Here is a 16,827-nt window from a genome sequence, read left to right on the forward strand (position 1 = left end):
AGTGAACTATGTCCCGTAAAGAGCTAGCCAATGCCATCCGCGCCCTCAGCATGGATGCCGTGCAGAAAGCCAATTCCGGCCACCCCGGCGCGCCGATGGGCATGGCTGATATAGCCGAAGTACTGTGGAACGACTTTCTGAAGCACAACCCCAATGACCCCACCTGGTACGATCGCGACCGCTTTATTCTCTCCAACGGTCACGCCTCAATGCTGCTCTACAGCCTGTTGCACCTTTCCGGCTACGATCTGCCGCTTGAGGAGCTGAAAAACTTCCGCCAGCTGCACTCCAAAACCCCGGGGCACCCGGAGATAGGCTATACGCCGGGCGTGGAGACCACCACCGGGCCGCTCGGCCAGGGGCTGGCAAATGCGGTCGGGCTGGCGATTGCCGAACGCACGCTAGCGGCACAGTTCAACCAGCCGGACCACGAGATTGTCGATCACTACACCTACGTGTTTATGGGTGACGGCTGTCTGATGGAGGGGATCTCCCATGAGGTCTGCTCCCTGGCGGGCACCCTGGGGCTCGGCAAGCTGATCGGGTTCTACGATCACAACGGCATCTCCATCGACGGGGAAACCGAAGGCTGGTTTACCGACGACACGGCAAAACGCTTCGAAGCCTACCACTGGCACGTGGTGCATGAGATCGACGGTCACGACCCTGAGGCAGTGAAAAAAGCGATTCAGGAAGCGCAAAGCGTGAAGGATAAACCGTCCCTGATTATCTGCCGCACCACGATCGGCTTCGGCTCGCCGAACAAGGCGGGTAAAGAAGAAGCGCACGGCGCGGCGCTGGGCGAGGAGGAAGTGGCGCTGACCCGGAAGAAGCTGGGCTGGAAACATCCGCCGTTTGAGATCCCGAAAGAGATCTACCGGGCATGGGATGCACGCGAAGAGGGTGAGAAAGCGCAGCACGCATGGAACGATAAATTTGCCGCCTACAAAAAAGCGCATCCTGAACTGGCGGCCGAGTTTTCCCGCCGCATGAGCGGCGGCCTGCCGGAAGACTGGGACGATAAAACCCAGGCGCTGATTGAAAATCTGCAGTCCAACCCGGCGAAAATCGCCACCCGTAAGGCGTCGCAAAATACCCTGAATGCAATCGGCCCTCTTCTGCCCGAACTGCTCGGCGGATCGGCGGATCTGGCGCCGAGTAACCTGACTATCTGGTCGGGTTCGAAATCGCTGAAAGAGGACATCGCCGGGAATTACATCCATTACGGCGTGCGCGAGTTCGGGATGACCGCGATTGCCAACGGCATCGCCCATCACGGCGGCTTCGTGCCCTACACCGCCACCTTCCTGATGTTCGTCGAGTACGCCCGTAACGCGGCGCGCATGGCAGCGCTGATGAAGGCGCGGCAGATTATGGTCTATACCCACGACTCCATCGGTCTGGGAGAAGACGGCCCCACCCACCAGGCGGTTGAACAGCTGGCGAGCCTGCGCCTGACGCCGAACTTCAGCACGTGGCGTCCCTGCGATCAGGTCGAAGCTGCGGTGGGCTGGAAGCTGGCGGTAGAACGCCACAATGGCCCAACGGCACTGATTCTGTCACGACAGAACCTGGCGCAGATCGAGCGTACTCCGGAGCAGGTGAAAAACATCGCCCGCGGCGGCTACATCCTCAAGGACAGCGGCGGCAAGCCGGACGTGATCCTGATTGCCACCGGCTCCGAGGTGGAAATCACGGTGAAAGCGGCGGAGAAACTGACCGCCGAAGGCCACGCGGTGCGCGTGGTGTCCCTGCCTTCTACGGATATTTTCGATGCCCAGGATGAGGCGTACCGCGAATCGGTACTGCCCTCAAACGTCGCAGCGCGCGTGGCGGTGGAAGCCGGTATTGCCGACTACTGGTACAAATATGTGGGTCTGAAAGGGGCGATTGTCGGCATGAGGGGCTACGGTGAGTCCGCCCCTGCCGACAAGCTGTTCCCGTACTTCGGCTTTACCGTTGAGAACGTGGTTGAGAAGGCGTTAAGCGTGCTGTAGCGCGGTCTGCGTGCCCGGTGGCGCTACGCTTACCGGGCAAAACTAGCGCGTGATCCACAGCGTGGGCCAGGCATCTGGCCCGTTCCAGTTATCACAGCTGGGCTCCTCGGCGTAGCGCACCAGGCGGAATCGCTGTCCGTCAAAACGCCAGCGCGTCTGGACTCCGCAATCGCCCAAACCGCGCCCCAGCGCCAGCGTTGTCAGCTCGCGCGTCTTTTCATCGAAGCTGGCATTCATCAACTCCATTTCGCTCCCGTCGCCTGACGGCGTAAACGGCAGACGCAGCCTGACGCTGCGTGCGGTGAACGGTTTTTTACGTGATACCAGCCACGCCAGATCGACCGTGTTATAGGCCCCCGCCTCGCAGCTGACGATCAGCAGCGCTTTCTCATCGGTTAACGCGGTGACGCGCACTTCACGGCGGTTAGGATCCAGCGAGCACTGGCTGCTGTTCATCCGTCCGGTACCATAGTCCAGCAGGTCGTTCAGTTCGGCGTGGGAGAGTGGCGTCGGGGTCGGATTGACGACCGCCACCTTTTTTAAGGCGGGTGCAGGCGGAACGCTTAACGGCGGATCGTCACCTTTCTTGATCCACGCGGTTTCGCTGCCGACGCGCTTTTGCTGCGCATCAATGAACAGTAGTGCGGCCTTAAGCCCTGTCAGTGAAATGACCTGCTTACCGCCGCGCAGGGTCAGGGCCTTCCCTTCCTGGATATTTTTCAGAAAGGCGGTGATGGTGGCCGCATCGTCCGTTTTCAGATGCCATGGCGTGAGCTGCCAGCGCTGTTTGTCCAGCTTCAGAGGAACGCTATCCAGCAGCAGCCGGGGGGCAATATCTGGCTCTTTGATCGAGGGTGTATCAAGACCGCCAAGATCGATACGCAGAGTGGCATCCGTTTTCGCCCCGGCGCTACGGGTGAGCGTCATGACCAGACCACGGTGTTCACCCGTGTTGCGTGCAAGGCAAAAATTCTGGTTATTGCAGGTTACCTGCCAGTCAGAAAAGGCTTGCTGCGCAGGTGCAGCCTGCACCTGCGGCGCGAGAAGCACACAAAACAGGTAAAACAAAAAGACGCTGTAGCGCATGAATGACACAATCCCGGAACGAAAACGCTTAACTGGGCAGTATCTTCGTGTTCCCGGCGGGGTTGCTCAATCGGATTTATCAGATATACCCGAAAAATGCACTACATCCGCTCGGAAGCATCGTTCATCAACCCGGTCGTATGTAAATACTGCAGTAATATCACTGCCTTACCATCCCTGATTTCGCCTGAACGCATCATCTCCAGCGCCCGGGTAAAAGGAAGCTCCAGCACTTCAATATCTTCATCCTCTACGCCACCGCCCCGGTGCGTGCGCTGGGCGTCGCTGTATTCGGCAATGAAGAAATGCACAATTTCCGTTACGCCGCCCGGAGACATAAACAGCTCGAAGACCTTTTTGACCTCACCCACTTCGAAGCCGGTTTCTTCCACGGCCTCTTTGCGGATACAAACTTCCGGCTCATCGTCATCGAGCAGGCCCGCGCAGGTTTCAATCAAACGTCCATCAGGGTTGCAATTAACCCATGTCGCCACCCTGAACTGACGGATTAGCACCACGCTCTGCTTGTCACGGTTATAGAGCAGAATGGTCGCTCCGTTGCCGCGGTCGTAGACCTCGCGTTTGTGGCGGATAACCTCACCGTTGCTACGTGTAAGATCATAGGTGATGTTACGCAGGACAAAGTAGTTTTCAGAAAGAATTTTGTCTTTGATAACGTCAATTTTCAGGGTCATACGGGCTCCACAACACAATGAGTCGTCCTATACTACGCCGTGAATCCCGCTTTGTCGCCCGCCGGTTTAATGATGTTTTGGCGCGTTAACCCCAAGCCAGTCGAGGATCCCTTGCGCGGCATGGCGTCCTTCCGCCATTGCGGTCACCACCAGATCCGCGCCGCGTACCGCATCGCCCCCGGCGAAGATCTGCGGGTTGGTCGTCTGGTAACGGTAGCGGCTCTCGACAGAGGCCACGATCCGCCCCCTGTCATCCGTTTCGACACCCTGCGCCTGCAGCCACGGCATCGCGTGCGGGTTAAAACCAAACGCCATGATGACCGCATCCGCGGCCATCACAAACTCGCTGCCCGCCACCGGAACCGGTCGCCGCCGTCCCTGCGCATCCGGCTCTCCGAGCTCGGTTCGCAGCATTCGGATACCGTTGACCTTTCCGTTCGGATCCAGCGTCAGCTCAACCGGCTGGACGTTAAATTCAAACGCCGCCCCCTCTTCACTGGCGTTCTTCACCTCTTTCTTCGAGCCCGGCATGTTGGCCTCATCCCGACGATAGGCGCAGGTCACCTTCGCCGCCCCGTGGCGTAACGCGGTTCGGACGCAGTCCATCGCGGTATCGCCCCCACCAAGCACCACCACGTTCAGGCCATGGGCGTCGATGAACGGTTCGCTGGCCGTTGCCTCCAGCCCCATAACATGGCGCGTGTTGCCCACCAGGAAAGGCAGCGCGTCGTAGACACCTGGCGCGTCTTCATGTGGGATACCCGCCTTCATCGAGCGATAGGTTCCCACGCCAATAAACAGGGCGTCGTAATCGTGCTTTAACTGCGACATCGACACGTCCTGGCCCACCTCGCAGTTAAGCTCGAAGCGGATCCCCATCGCGGTAAATATCTCTCTGCGCCGCGCGAGCAGCGATTTGTCCAGCTTGAACGCCGGGATGCCAAAGGTCAGCAATCCGCCAATTTCCGGGTGCCGGTCATAGACCGTCACGCTCACGCCGCGGCGCGCCAGCACGTCGGCGCACGCCAGCCCGGCAGGCCCCGCGCCGACGATCGCGACGCGTTTACCTGACGGCGTGACGGCGGACATATCCGGCCGCCAGCCCATCGCCAGCGCCCGATCGGAGATATAGCGCTCGATGTTGCCGATGGTCACGGATCCTGCCTCTTCACGTATTGTGCAGGCACCCTCGCATAATCGATCCTGCGGGCAGACGCGACCGGTAATTTCAGGTAAACAGTTAGTCTGATGAGAAAGCTCGGCCGCGCCGGCGATATCTCCCGCGTTGAGGCGCTCGATCCATTGCGGAATGTGGTTGTGCAGCGGGCAGGTCCACTCGCAAATGCTATGCTCTCCGCACTTCAGGCAGCGCGACGCCTCGCGGGCGGCCTGTTCGGCCCGGAATGGCAGGTAAATTTCGTTAAAATGGCCCACGCGTTCTGCGGTAGCCAGCTTGTCGGGCTCGCCGCGTGGCACCGTCGCCTGCATCTGCTGCAGTTTGGTGCACGGAGCATCTTCTCCGACGACCTCCGCATGCCAGGGCTGCGCCTCCAGGCAGGCCGTGCGCTGTCGGCGCGATTTCGCCAGGTTATACAGCGCGGCAGGCGTTACCAGAGAGAGGACATCCGCCGGGCAATTTTCGATACAGGCCGGGCCGTGTGGACGCGTCAGACAGAGATCGCATTTATTCGCCGAGGCCTTCACACCGCCGTTGTCGAGCGGGGTGACGATAATCTCCATCGTGCCAAACGGGCAGGCCACCACGCAGGCCTTACAGCCGATGCATTTTTGTTGATTCACCTGTACGCTGTCATCGCATTTGCTGATGGCGCCGTTCGGGCAGCTTTGCGCGCAGGGCGCGTTTTCGCAATGATGACAGGTCACGGGGCGGCTCCTCTCGCCAGCTCTCAGGACCGTGATACGCGGATGAAAATGGCGCTCGCTCACGACATGCTGCTCATCGTTGTGCGCCATCACGCAGGCCACTTCGCAGGCGTGACACCCAATGCACTGCTGGCTGTTAGCCATAATAAAACGATTCATAACCACACCTGTTTTTGGTTCAATAACCTTTCTCTTTATAAGAGTATGGTATTTACGCATCACGGTGCGATCGGGCAACGTTCACATGACTGAAGCGCCCAATTATTTCCAGTGAACCTGTGGCAGATCAATTTTATTCAGAGAGCCGTTCTGTGACCGTTAAACGACCCGTTTCCGGAAGCCTTGCCTGGGCTTTCTTTTCGATCATAGCCCTGTCCGTGCTGACCAGCACCGTCGCGCTGCTGACGCTGGCAAGCAGCCAGCGCGATGCCGAAGCCATTAATATCGCCGGTTCGCTGCGCATGCAGAGCTATCGTCTGGGCTACGAAATGCAGCGCAACAGCCCTTCCCTTGCGGCACATCGCGAGAGCTGGCAACAGACGCTCGGCGCGCCTGCCCTGCAGAAGCTGAACCGCTGGTACGTCCCGGACAATGTGAAAGCACGCTATCAGCAGCTGCATGTGGCCTGGCAGGAGATGGATGCGCGCATCGCCCGCGGCGACAGCGCGTGGTATCAACGCAATATTGAAGATTTTGTCGGCCGCATTGATGCCTTTGTGCTCGCCCTGCAGCACTACACTGAACATAAAATTCAGACGGTCACCCTGCTCTCGCTGGCTGGCGCACTCGGGATCCTGCTGCTGACGCTGTTTACTCTGCGACGCATCCGCCGCCAGGTGGTGCTACCGCTGAATAACCTGGTGGCGGCCAGCGAACGCATTGAGCGCGGCGAGTTTGCCACGCCTGCGCCGGATAGCGCCCTGCCGAACGAGCTGGGTCAGCTTTCGCGCGCCTTTAACCACATGTCAGCCGAGCTCGATACGCTCTACCGTTCGCTCGAAGCCTCGGTTGCGGAAAAGACGCGGCACCTGCACGAAGCCCACCAGCAGCTCGACATGTTGTTCAAGTGCTCGCAGGCGCTGAATACCGGCCAGATAGACAGCCACTGCTTCCGGCATATCCTGCAGATTGTCCATGACTATACGCAGATGAATTATCTGGAACTGCGCACCAGCGACGACTGGCGGCTGTGTGAAGGGACGGAGGCACATGGCACTCCTCTGCAAAACCTGCCGGTACTGATGCAGGACACGCTCTACGGCGAGCTGCGCTGGCAAAGCGAAGCGGACAGCGTCCCCCTTCCGCTGATGAGAAGCGTGGCGACTATGCTCGGGCGCGGGCTGTACTTTAACCAGGCGCAAAAGCATTACCAGCAGCTGCTGCTGATGGAAGAGCGCGCCACCATTGCCCGCGAGCTGCACGATTCGCTGGCGCAGGTGCTGTCGTATCTGCGCATTCAGCTTGCGCTGCTCAAACGCGCCGTGCCCGAGGAAAATACCCCGGCGCAGACCATCATCACCGACTTCTCCCGCGAGCTGAACAATGCCTGGCAGCAGCTGCGCGAGTTGCTGACCACCTTCCGCCTGACGCTGAACCACGCGAACTTACCCGCGGCGCTGCAGGAGTCCCTCGACGTGCTGCAGAGCCAGACGCAGGCCAAACTGCATCTGGACTGTCGTCTGTCCTCGCTGGCGCTCGATGCGCAAAAGCAGGTGCATTTGCTGCAGATCGTCCGCGAGGCCGTGTTGAATGCCATTAAGCACGCGCAGTCCAGCGAGATCACCGTAAGCTGCGTGACCTCAGTGGACGGGACGCACAGCGTCAGCATTCGTGACAACGGTATTGGGATTGGCGAGGCCAGCGAGCCGCCGGGACATTACGGCCTGAATATTATGCGCGAACGCGCGCAACGGCTCGGTGGGATGCTGCACTTTTCGCAGCCGCAAAACGGCGGCACGCTGGTCAGCGTGACGTTTCCGGCGCCCACGCCGTTAACGGGTAAATAACGGTAAAGAGGGAAGCGCAGGGAAAAGCGCATGATAATTTACATTATCTCCTTTATTTCTCCACGTTTGACCTGGGCCTTACCGCTAAAGTTATGCGGGCAATAAACAATAATGACGTGCAGCAAAACGAGGTCACACTTTCATGGCGAATTTTTTTATCGATCGCCCCATTTTTGCCTGGGTGCTTGCCATCCTGTTGTGTCTGACGGGCGTCCTGGCGATTACTTCACTTCCCGTTGAGCAATACCCCGACCTGGCACCGCCGAACGTGCGCGTCACAGCAAACTACCCCGGCGCGTCGGCACAGACGCTGGAAAATACCGTCACGCAGGTTATCGAGCAGAACATGACGGGTCTGGATAACCTGATGTACATGTCCTCGCAAAGTAGCGCCACGGGACAGGCGACGGTGACCCTGAGCTTCAAGGCGGGCACCGACCCGGACGAAGCGGTGCAGCAGGTCCAAAACCAGCTGCAGTCGGCCATGCGCAAGCTGCCCCAGGCGGTGCAGAACCAGGGTGTAACCGTGCGTAAAACCGGTGATACCAACATATTGACCATCGCGTTTGTCTCGACAGATGGCTCAATGGATAAACAGGACATCGCGGACTACGTCGCCAGTAATATTCAGGATCCCATCAGCCGGATTAACGGCGTCGGAGATATTGACGCCTACGGCTCACAATACTCCATGCGCATCTGGCTCGATCCCAACAAGCTCAACAGCTATCAGATGACGGCGACCGACGTAACGAATGCCATCAAAGCCCAGAACGCCCAGATTGCGGTGGGGCAACTGGGGGGAACGCCTTCCGTTGATAAGCAAGCCCTGAACGCCACCATCAATTCGCAATCCCTGCTGCAGACGCCGGACCAGTTCCGCAACATCACCCTGCGCGTGAATCAGGACGGGTCGGAAGTGCGTCTGGGCGATGTCGCCACGGTGGAAATGGGGGCCGAAAAATACGACTACCTTAGCCGCTTTAACGGCAATCAGGCTTCCGGTTTGGGGATTAAACTGGCCTCCGGCGCGAACGAAATGGCGACAGCAAAACTGGTGTTAGACCGTCTGGACGAGCTTTCACAGTATTTCCCGCACGGGCTGGAGTACAAAGTCGCCTATGAAACCACCTCCTTCGTTAAAGCCTCCATTGAGGACGTGGTGAAGACCCTGCTGGAAGCCATCGCGCTGGTGTTCCTGGTCATGTACCTGTTCCTGCAAAATTTCCGCGCGACGCTGATCCCCACCATTGCAGTCCCCGTGGTGCTGCTTGGGACCTTTGCGGTGCTTTACGCGTTCGGGTATAGCATTAATACCCTGACGATGTTTGCGATGGTGCTGGCAATCGGCCTGCTGGTGGATGATGCCATCGTCGTGGTTGAAAACGTCGAGCGCATCATGAGCGAAGAAGGGCTCTCTCCGCGCCAGGCGACGCGTAAATCCATGGGTCAAATTCAGGGGGCGCTAGTCGGTATCGCGATGGTACTGTCGGCTGTCTTTATCCCGATGGCCTTCTTTGGCGGCACCACCGGGGCGATTTATCGCCAGTTCTCGATCACCATCGTCTCGGCGATGGTGCTCTCCGTGCTGGTCGCGCTGATCCTCACCCCCGCGCTGTGCGCCACCCTGCTGAAACCGCTGCATAAAGGAGAGCATCACGGGCAGAAAGGGTTCTTCGGCTGGTTTAACCGCATGTTCGACCGCAACGCCGCGCGGTATGAATCTGCCGTTGGGCGTGTACTCCACCGCAGCCTGCGCTGGATGATGGTTTACGTCGTGCTGCTGGGCGGGATGGTGTGGCTGTTCCTGCACCTGCCCACCTCGTTCCTGCCGATGGAAGACCGGGGGATGTTTACCACCTCGGTGCAGCTGCCGAGCGGCGCAACGCAGCAGCAGACGCTGAAAGTGGTCCAGAAAGTGGAGCAGTATTTCTTTACTAAAGAGAAAGATAACGTCGTATCCGTCTTCTCTACCGTCGGTTCCGGGCCGGGCGGGAACGGGCAGAACGTCGCCCGCATGTTCGTCCGCCTGAAGGACTGGGACGAGCGCGATACCAGAACGGGAACATCATTTGCCATCATTGAACGCGCGACCAAAGCCTTCGCGCACATCAAAGAGGCGCGCGTCTTTGCCAGCAGCCCGCCGGCAATCAGCGGCCTTGGCAGTTCCGCCGGGTTTGACATGGAGCTGCAGGATCACGCCGGTGCGGGACACACGGCGCTGATGGCGGCACGCGATAAGCTGTTAGCGCTGGCGGGCAACGATCCCGGCCTGACCCGCGTTCGCCATAACGGTCTGGATGACAGCCCGCAGCTTCAGGTGGATATCGATCAGCGTAAGGCGCAGGCGCTGGGCGTATCGATCAACGATATCAACGATACCCTGCAAACGGCGTGGGGCTCGAGCTATGTGAATGACTTTATGGATCGTGGCCGCGTGAAAAAAGTCTATGTCCAGTCCGCCGCGCCGTTCCGCATGCTGCCGGATGATATTAACCGCTGGTTTGTCAGGAATAACGCTGGCGGCATGGTGCCGTTCTCTGCCTTTGCGACTTCGCACTGGGAGAGCGGATCGCCACGCCTGGAGCGCTATAACGGCTACTCTGCGGTTGAAATCGTCGGGGAAGCCGCGCCGGGCGTCAGCACCGGTACCGCCATGGACACTATGGAAAAACTGGTGCAACAGCTGCCCGCCGGTTTTGGTCTGGAGTGGACGGCCATGTCTTACCAGGAGCGCCTCTCCGGGGCACAGGCTCCCGCACTTTACGCACTCTCTCTGCTGGTGGTCTTCCTCTGCCTCGCCGCCCTGTATGAAAGCTGGTCGGTCCCGTTCTCCGTCATGCTGGTCGTGCCCCTTGGCGTCATTGGTGCCCTGCTCGCGACCTGGATGCGCGGTCTGGAGAACGATGTTTACTTCCAGGTGGGTCTGCTCACCGTGATTGGGCTGTCGGCGAAAAACGCCATTCTGATCGTTGAGTTTGCCAACGAGATGAATGCCAAAGGCCACGAGCTGATGGCGGCCACGCTGCACGCCTGCCGTCAGCGCTTACGCCCGATCCTGATGACGTCACTGGCGTTTGTCTTTGGCGTACTGCCGATGGCAACCAGTACGGGAGCAGGCTCCAGCAGCCAGCATGCCGTCGGGACGGGGGTCATGGGCGGCATGATTTCGGCCACCATCCTGGCCATTTATTTCGTTCCGCTATTCTTTGTGCTGGTGCGTCGTCGCTTCCCGCTAAAGGAACGTGCTGAGTAAGTGATTGAAATAAAAAAAGGCGGCTTTATCGGCCGCCTTTTTACTGTGTGATTAATTCACACTATGGTTATTTTACTTATTTTAGTGCTCTTGCAATTCTTACTGAATGTCATTTACGAAGCATGCCTTCGATAAAATCTTTCCAGTTCCCCAGTTCACGTTCAATCATAACTACCTCTCTTATTATTATGCGCATTCTACAAAAACGGGCCATCATTGTGAAGACTATTTAACCAATTGCTGTGATTGTAACCCACGTCCTGCGGGGATTTATGATAAATATGAACGGTGAGACCTCAATTTTTTGTGACGGCCAGCAATATTTTGAAATAACCCTACGGATGGGTGAGTTTTATTTTATTTGCTGAGTTTATTGGGTTTTTAAAGTTTATGGACATCTATGCTTAAATGGTGAAAGAATATTCAGCGCACAGATGTGAGTTGAATTAATATAAAGTGTAAATCCAGACGATTCCTGAATGTGTTATATTCCACTTAAGGATATATCTTCGAATTTACTGAACATTTAATCATCATAAGGTCAAAAGGATTCACCATGGTTGTGATGTACGGCATTAAAAATTGCGACACCATCAAAAAAGCCCGTCGATGGCTGGAAGCGAACGGCGTGGAGTACCGTTTCCACGATTACCGCGCCGATGGGCTTGATGCAGAATTTCTGCATAGCGCTATCCGCGAACTGGGCTGGGAAGCTCTGCTGAACACCCGCGGTACCACATGGCGTAAACTGGACGAATCTCTGCGCGCCAGCATCACCGATGCCGACAGCGCGGCAAAACTGATGATCGAGATGCCGGCAATTATCAAACGCCCATTGCTCTGCGCGCCAGGGCAGCCTATGCTGCTGGGTTTCAGTGAAACCCTTTATTCCGACTTTTTTCGTTGAGGTGTAGTTTATGTCATGCCCGGTCATTGAGCTGACTCAGCAGCTTATTCGCCGTCCTTCCCTTAGCCCGGACGACGCAGGTTGTCAGGCTCTTATGATTGAACGCCTGCGTGCCATCGGTTTTACCATTGAACGCATGGACTTTGGCGATACCCAGAACTTCTGGGCGTGGCGCGGACAGGGCGAAACGCTGGCCTTCGCCGGGCATACTGACGTTGTTCCCGCCGGTGACGCGGATCGCTGGATTAACCCGCCGTTTGAGCCGACCATTCGGGATGGCATGCTGTTTGGTCGCGGCGCGGCAGACATGAAAGGCTCTCTGGCGGCAATGGTCGTGGCGGCAGAGCGCTTTGTGGCGCAGCATCCCAACCACAAAAACCGTCTCGCGTTTTTGGTAACCTCCGACGAAGAAGCCAGCGCGCACAACGGTACCGTGAAGGTTGTTGAAGCGCTGATGGCACGCAACGAGCGTCTCGACTACTGCCTGGTCGGTGAGCCGTCCAGCACCGAAGTGGTGGGTGACGTCGTGAAAAACGGACGCCGTGGCTCGCTGACCTGTAACCTGACCATTCACGGCGTTCAGGGGCACGTTGCGTATCCGCATCTGGCCGATAACCCGGTCCACCGCGCTGCGCCAATGCTGAGCGAGCTGGTGGCGATTGAGTGGGATAAGGGCAACGAGTTCTTCCCGCCGACCAGCATGCAGATTGCGAACGTCAAGGCCGGGACCGGAAGCAATAACGTGATCCCGGGGGATTACTTCGTCCAGTTCAACTTCCGCTTCAGCACGGAACTGACCGATGAAATGATCAAGGCGCGGGTTGTCGCCCTGCTGGAAAAATATCACCTGCGCTACACCGTGGAGTGGTGGCTTTCCGGCCAGCCGTTCCTGACGCAGCGCGGCAAACTGGTGGATGCGGTGGTGAACGCCATCGAGCACTATAATGAAATTAAGCCACAGCTGCTGACAACGGGTGGCACCTCAGACGGACGCTTTATCGCCCGTATGGGTGCTCAGGTTGTCGAACTGGGGCCAGTGAACGCAACCATTCATAAAATAAATGAGTGTGTCAATGCGGCAGATTTGCAACTGCTGGCCCGTATGTATCAACGTATTATGGAGCAAATCGTCGCCTGACGAACGCTCTGAGAGGAATAGCGAATGGATTGGCTTTCAAAGTACTGGTGGGTTCTGGTGTTGGTTTTTCTGGTCGGCGTACTGCTTAACGTGATTAAAGACCTTAAGCGCGTGGACCATAAAAAATTTCTCGCCAACAAACCGGATCTTCCCCCGCACCGTGATTTCAACGACAAGTGGGACGATGACGACGACTGGCCGAAGAAAGACCAGAAGAAGTAACCGGTCCGTATCCCCTCTCCTGTGGAGAGGGGATAACCTCACATAAACTCAACAATATCATCGTTATCCGGCTTACCGCCGCTGAGCGCTTCATCAAAGTAGTGCTTCGGTACGGTATAGCGTAAACGATCGAGCGCAAACTGCATGCTGCGGTCGTCAATGGCGTGGCCCAGATCGTCAACGATATCCAGCGTCACATCCCCACCTTCCCGAATCAGCGCTTCCTGGGCAGCAACCGCATGCGAGAGTTCAATCACCCGGTCTTCACCGCCGTGGATTAAGTGGATCGTGGTCTGCGTGGTTGCGCTTGTTGGTAACGTCGCAAAACGACCGTTAAACGCGATCACCCGTGAAACCAGACCCGGGTGCGCCTTTACGCTTTCCAGCGACATGATTGACCCCTGCGAGAAGCCAATCAGCGCGGTCGCCTCGGCACCCACGCCGCTCTGCTGCTGCCAGTAGCGGACAACGTCGATAAAGGTCGGCATGATGGCGTCAATGCGCGCCTGACGGTTCTCTTCCGTCACGCCCTGAACCGAGAACCACTGGCGCCCGTTCGGGCCGCATGGCTCTACGCCACCGATGCTGACAATCAGCGCTTCGGGGAAAACGGGCGCAAACCAGCTGCCAATCTGCCCCATATTGACGGCATTATCGCCAACCCCATGAAACAGAAGCAGTAACTGTTTAGCCGGTTTGTCAGGGCTTTGAACAACAAAATGATCGTGTTTCATGGTGGTCTCCTTAATAGATGACCTGGATTCTACGCCTCCCGACGTGAATGACCATGCCACTTTACTGAAGAAGTCATTGAAAAAATTGCCATTGCAAAATGTCTTCCTTCAACTGCTGGCAGCGGGGATAATCAAGGCTTTCAAGCGCTTGCGCGGTTTCACTGCGCAGCTTTGCCAGCAACGCTTTTCGCCCGACGTCTTCCGTTTTTCCTGCCATTTTCCCACGCAGGGCCGGAAGAGGCATGTCCACGGCTAACAACAGCCGCGTCAGCGCGGCAACCGAGGTTGAAAACGCCCGGTGTGCAAAAGCAAACCCCGCCAGCTCCAGCCAGTCGTCACTATTAAGGGTAGCTTCCCATCGGTCTTCCACGGGGATCTTTTCACCGTTCCAGGCAGACAGGACGCGCATATCCCGGCACAAACGCTGATGTTCCTGCGCGCACAGCCGACGCCCTGCCTCGCTAAGCGGCAGCAGCGCCATCGCCGTGTAGCAGCCGCTGCTGGCTTCACGATGGCTGCCCATCCGCACCAGCACAAAGCCGCACTGCTGCCAGAAATGCCAAAGTTCATCGGTGTAACCAAAGCTCACCGACAGATAATCTTCGCCGCAGGCGCTGCGAACAAGCGCCTGGCCAATCCCTTCCCGCTGACGGCGAGGGTGCACGGCAATGCGGGTCACCCGCCGTCCTCTGAGCGTCGCCGCCAGCGGAGAGCCGCCGTGTGCCGCCAGAGACTGCGCCACCAGGTTCCCGCGCGGACGCCGGAACCCCGCCCACACGGCGCGGCTAAGCTCAGGGGATAGCCCGCCCTCCTCTACCAGCCATAGCGCCCCGGCGATAACCGGGTTCGTTTCGGCAACGGCAAACTGCTGCCCGGGCGCGTCCATCATGCGGCGCAAATCGAGCGGCGAGGTGCGGTAATGCGCCGCGCAGAGGAGCTCATACACGCTCGCGGCAAGCGCCGGGCGGCTTTCCCATGCCGTCGGCGCCAGAGACGTTAAATGCACCTCTCCTTCCGGGCGACGGTCAATCAGCGTATCGTCAAACAGCAGCGCGCTGGCGACGATCCGCTCAAGCGGGCAGCCCGCCGCCCAGCGCACAGGTGTAGATAAGCTGTAGCGCTGCAGCCCGGCAAACCGACCGCAGAATTTAAGCAAAAATCCCCGGCCCGTCCCTTCATAGCCCTGCACCGTGGTGGTTAACAGCACGCGGGGGAAACGGGCAACTAACTTTTCCAGCAGAGGTCCGGGGATCGCAGCGGCTTCATCAACAATCAGCCAGTCTGCCTGGCGTGAAGAGGCAAGCAGCGCGTCCGGGGCCATAAAATGAAAACGCTCTCCGGCAAAGCGGGCGATGATATCCGTTGCCCCCTTCGACGGCGCGGTAACCACGGCGCTGCCAGCAATGCGGCTCAGCAACATTCCTGCCAGGGCTGATTTTCCGCGCCCGCGCGCGGCGGTGACGGCCACGATGCCACCCGACATCCCCTGCAGCACATCCAGGATCTCAGCCTGTTCGCGCTGCGGGGCGCCGCTGGCAGGCTGCCAGTCTGGCGCGTCGGGTAAAGACGGAAGGGATAACGCGCGGCCCTGAAGCCAGACAATCGCGTCGGGATCGGCTGCAATCGCCCGTGAGAAATGGTGGACAAAATGCGGCGTGGCTATTGCTTCCGCGCTGTCGCTCCAGCGCAGTGAATCGCTGTCTGGCAACCCGGCCCACGCGTCGAGCGGCGGAACCCGCAGCACCAGAAGGCTTCCGGCGCTCAGCGTTCCGCTCAGGGCGGCAAACGCGGCGACATCAAACCCGGCGCTGGCGTCAAAAACAGCATGCCGGAACTCGCGTCCCAGCAGGCCGCTGATGGCTTTTGAAGGATGTTCGTCAAGCCAAACCCAGTCTCCGGGCAGGGCAGCACGCAGGGCAAGCGCCTGGGTTAACGTCCACTGCGCCTCGCCGCTGAGCACCACCAGCCGACGATGGCCGGTGCGCTCAAGCTCGCGTATCAGCTGTTCAAACGCCTGCATTACATCGCTTTGCCGAAGGTATTACACTGCGCCGGGTCGCCGCTGTCGAAGCCGCGTTTGAACCAGCTGTAGCGCTGCTGTGAGGTACCGTGAGTGAAGCTGTCCGGCACGACGCGCCCCTGGCTCTGCTGCTGAAGACGGTCGTCACCGATAGCCTGAGCGGCGTTTAACGCCTCCTCAAGATCGCCGGATTCCAGAACGCCCTGCTGCTGCATGCTGTGGCCCCAGACGCCCGCGAAGCAGTCCGCCTGCAGCTCCATTTTGACGGACAGTCGGTTAACTTCTGCCTGCGAGGCATTTTGCTGCAGCTGGCGCACCTTAGGCTCAATCCCCAGCAGCTTTTGCACGTGATGGCCGACTTCATGCGCGATCACGTAGCCCTGGGCAAAATCACCGTCAGCGCCAAGCTTGCGTTTCATGTCATCGTAAAAGGAGAGATCGATATAGACGGTGCCGTCCGCCGGGCAGTAGAACGGCCCCATCACGGACTGTCCGGTGCCGCATCCGGTGCGGGTTGCGCCCCGGTACATCACCAGCTTCGGCTGCTGGTAGGTACGCCCCATCTTCTCAAACAGCTGACCCCAGGTGTCTTCCGTTGTGGCGAGGATAACGGAGGTAAATTTGGCCGCTTCATCTTCATTCGGGCTGATGGAGTGCTGAGATTGCTGCTGTTGCAGCGGCGGACCGGTCATCAACCCTGTGAGGTCAACGCCGTAATAACCCGCGACTAAAACCACAATCAGCAGGATGATGCCACCCTTACCGCTGGGTAACCGGAAGCCGGGTCCACCCATTGAAGGACCGCCGCCGCCATCACTGCGTCTGTCTTCTACATTGTCACTTTCACGACGCCCTTGCCAGCGCATAACCACCTCTAACTAT

At 58.4% G+C, this 16,827-nt stretch carries 13 protein-coding genes; 6 read left to right on the forward strand and 7 right to left on the reverse strand.

What is annotated here, in order from left to right; all coding sequences use genetic code 11:
* Nucleotides 1-8: 8 nt before the first annotated feature.
* The gene (gene tkt / locus AB3N39_RS15180) at nucleotides 9-1,997 is read left to right on the forward strand and encodes a transketolase (protein WP_133294886.1); all 1,989 of its coding nucleotides are present in this window, start codon (nucleotides 9-11) and stop codon (nucleotides 1,995-1,997) included.
* Between the two features lie 42 nt (nucleotides 1,998-2,039).
* Here tkt and AB3N39_RS15185 read toward each other — a convergent pair whose 3' ends face one another.
* The 3 genes from AB3N39_RS15185 to aegA all read right to left on the reverse strand — a co-directional run bounded on the left by AB3N39_RS15185 (nucleotide 2,040) and on the right by aegA (nucleotide 5,821).
* Nucleotides 2,040-3,083: a DUF1176 domain-containing protein gene (locus AB3N39_RS15185; protein ID WP_133294887.1), complete on the reverse strand. Its 1,044-nt coding sequence runs from the start codon at nucleotides 3,081-3,083 to the stop codon at nucleotides 2,040-2,042.
* Nucleotides 3,084-3,184: 101 nt separating this feature from the next.
* Nucleotides 3,185-3,778 (reverse strand): GDP-mannose pyrophosphatase NudK, encoded by a 594-nt coding sequence (nudK, locus tag AB3N39_RS15190; RefSeq protein WP_367896847.1) that lies wholly within the window; start codon nucleotides 3,776-3,778, stop codon nucleotides 3,185-3,187.
* A 66-nt stretch (nucleotides 3,779-3,844) separates the two neighbouring features.
* A complete protein-coding gene (gene aegA, locus AB3N39_RS15195) occupies nucleotides 3,845-5,821 on the reverse strand; it encodes a formate-dependent uric acid utilization protein AegA (RefSeq protein ID WP_133294889.1) in 1,977 nt (658 codons plus the stop codon).
* 152 nt (nucleotides 5,822-5,973) lie between these two features.
* Here aegA and narQ point away from each other — a divergent pair, with 152 nt between their 5' ends.
* Both narQ and acrD read left to right on the forward strand, forming a co-directional pair.
* On the forward strand, nucleotides 5,974-7,668 hold the full coding sequence (gene narQ / locus AB3N39_RS15200; protein WP_133294890.1) for a nitrate/nitrite two-component system sensor histidine kinase NarQ: 1,695 nt from the start codon (nucleotides 5,974-5,976) through the stop codon (nucleotides 7,666-7,668).
* Nucleotides 7,669-7,810: 142 nt separating this feature from the next.
* Nucleotides 7,811-10,924 (forward strand): multidrug efflux RND transporter permease AcrD, encoded by a 3,114-nt coding sequence (gene acrD, locus AB3N39_RS15205; RefSeq protein WP_127731904.1) that lies wholly within the window; start codon nucleotides 7,811-7,813, stop codon nucleotides 10,922-10,924.
* A 109-nt stretch (nucleotides 10,925-11,033) separates the two neighbouring features.
* Here the strand turns inward: acrD and ypfM are convergent, their stop codons facing one another.
* On the reverse strand, nucleotides 11,034-11,093 hold the full coding sequence (ypfM, locus tag AB3N39_RS15210; protein WP_015572204.1) for a protein YpfM: 60 nt from the start codon (nucleotides 11,091-11,093) through the stop codon (nucleotides 11,034-11,036).
* A gap of 387 nt (nucleotides 11,094-11,480) precedes the next feature.
* On the opposite strand from ypfM, the gene AB3N39_RS15215 reads away from it, so the two are divergent.
* From AB3N39_RS15215 to AB3N39_RS15225, 3 genes are read left to right on the forward strand one after another with little or no spacing between them, the layout of a single operon-like run.
* Nucleotides 11,481-11,831 (forward strand): ArsC family reductase, encoded by a 351-nt coding sequence (locus AB3N39_RS15215; protein ID WP_143345383.1) that lies wholly within the window; start codon nucleotides 11,481-11,483, stop codon nucleotides 11,829-11,831.
* A gap of 10 nt (nucleotides 11,832-11,841) precedes the next feature.
* Complete coding sequence (gene dapE / locus AB3N39_RS15220) at nucleotides 11,842-12,969, forward strand: succinyl-diaminopimelate desuccinylase (protein WP_367896848.1); 1,128 nt, start codon at nucleotides 11,842-11,844, stop codon at nucleotides 12,967-12,969.
* Between the two features lie 24 nt (nucleotides 12,970-12,993).
* Complete coding sequence (locus AB3N39_RS15225; RefSeq protein ID WP_008501627.1) at nucleotides 12,994-13,191, forward strand: YpfN family protein; 198 nt, start codon at nucleotides 12,994-12,996, stop codon at nucleotides 13,189-13,191.
* Nucleotides 13,192-13,229: 38 nt separating this feature from the next.
* Here AB3N39_RS15225 and ypfH read toward each other — a convergent pair whose 3' ends face one another.
* From ypfH to AB3N39_RS15240, 3 genes are all read right to left on the reverse strand, one after another.
* A complete protein-coding gene (gene ypfH / locus AB3N39_RS15230; protein WP_136195541.1) occupies nucleotides 13,230-13,925 on the reverse strand; it encodes an esterase in 696 nt (231 codons plus the stop codon).
* Nucleotides 13,926-13,998: 73 nt separating this feature from the next.
* Nucleotides 13,999-15,945 carry a tRNA(Met) cytidine acetyltransferase TmcA gene (locus AB3N39_RS15235; protein WP_367896849.1) on the reverse strand — a complete coding sequence of 649 codons (1,947 nt, stop codon included), beginning with the start codon at nucleotides 15,943-15,945 and terminating at the stop codon, nucleotides 13,999-14,001.
* Nucleotides 15,945-16,811: a neutral zinc metallopeptidase gene (locus AB3N39_RS15240; protein WP_367896850.1), complete on the reverse strand. Its 867-nt coding sequence runs from the start codon at nucleotides 16,809-16,811 to the stop codon at nucleotides 15,945-15,947. The genes AB3N39_RS15235 and AB3N39_RS15240 overlap by 1 nt, the downstream gene beginning before the upstream one ends.
* Nucleotides 16,812-16,827: the final 16 nt, after the last annotated feature.

The sequence above is a fragment of the Enterobacter vonholyi genome, assembly GCF_040834095.1.
In the GTDB taxonomy this organism is placed as follows: domain Bacteria; phylum Pseudomonadota; class Gammaproteobacteria; order Enterobacterales; family Enterobacteriaceae; genus Enterobacter; species Enterobacter vonholyi.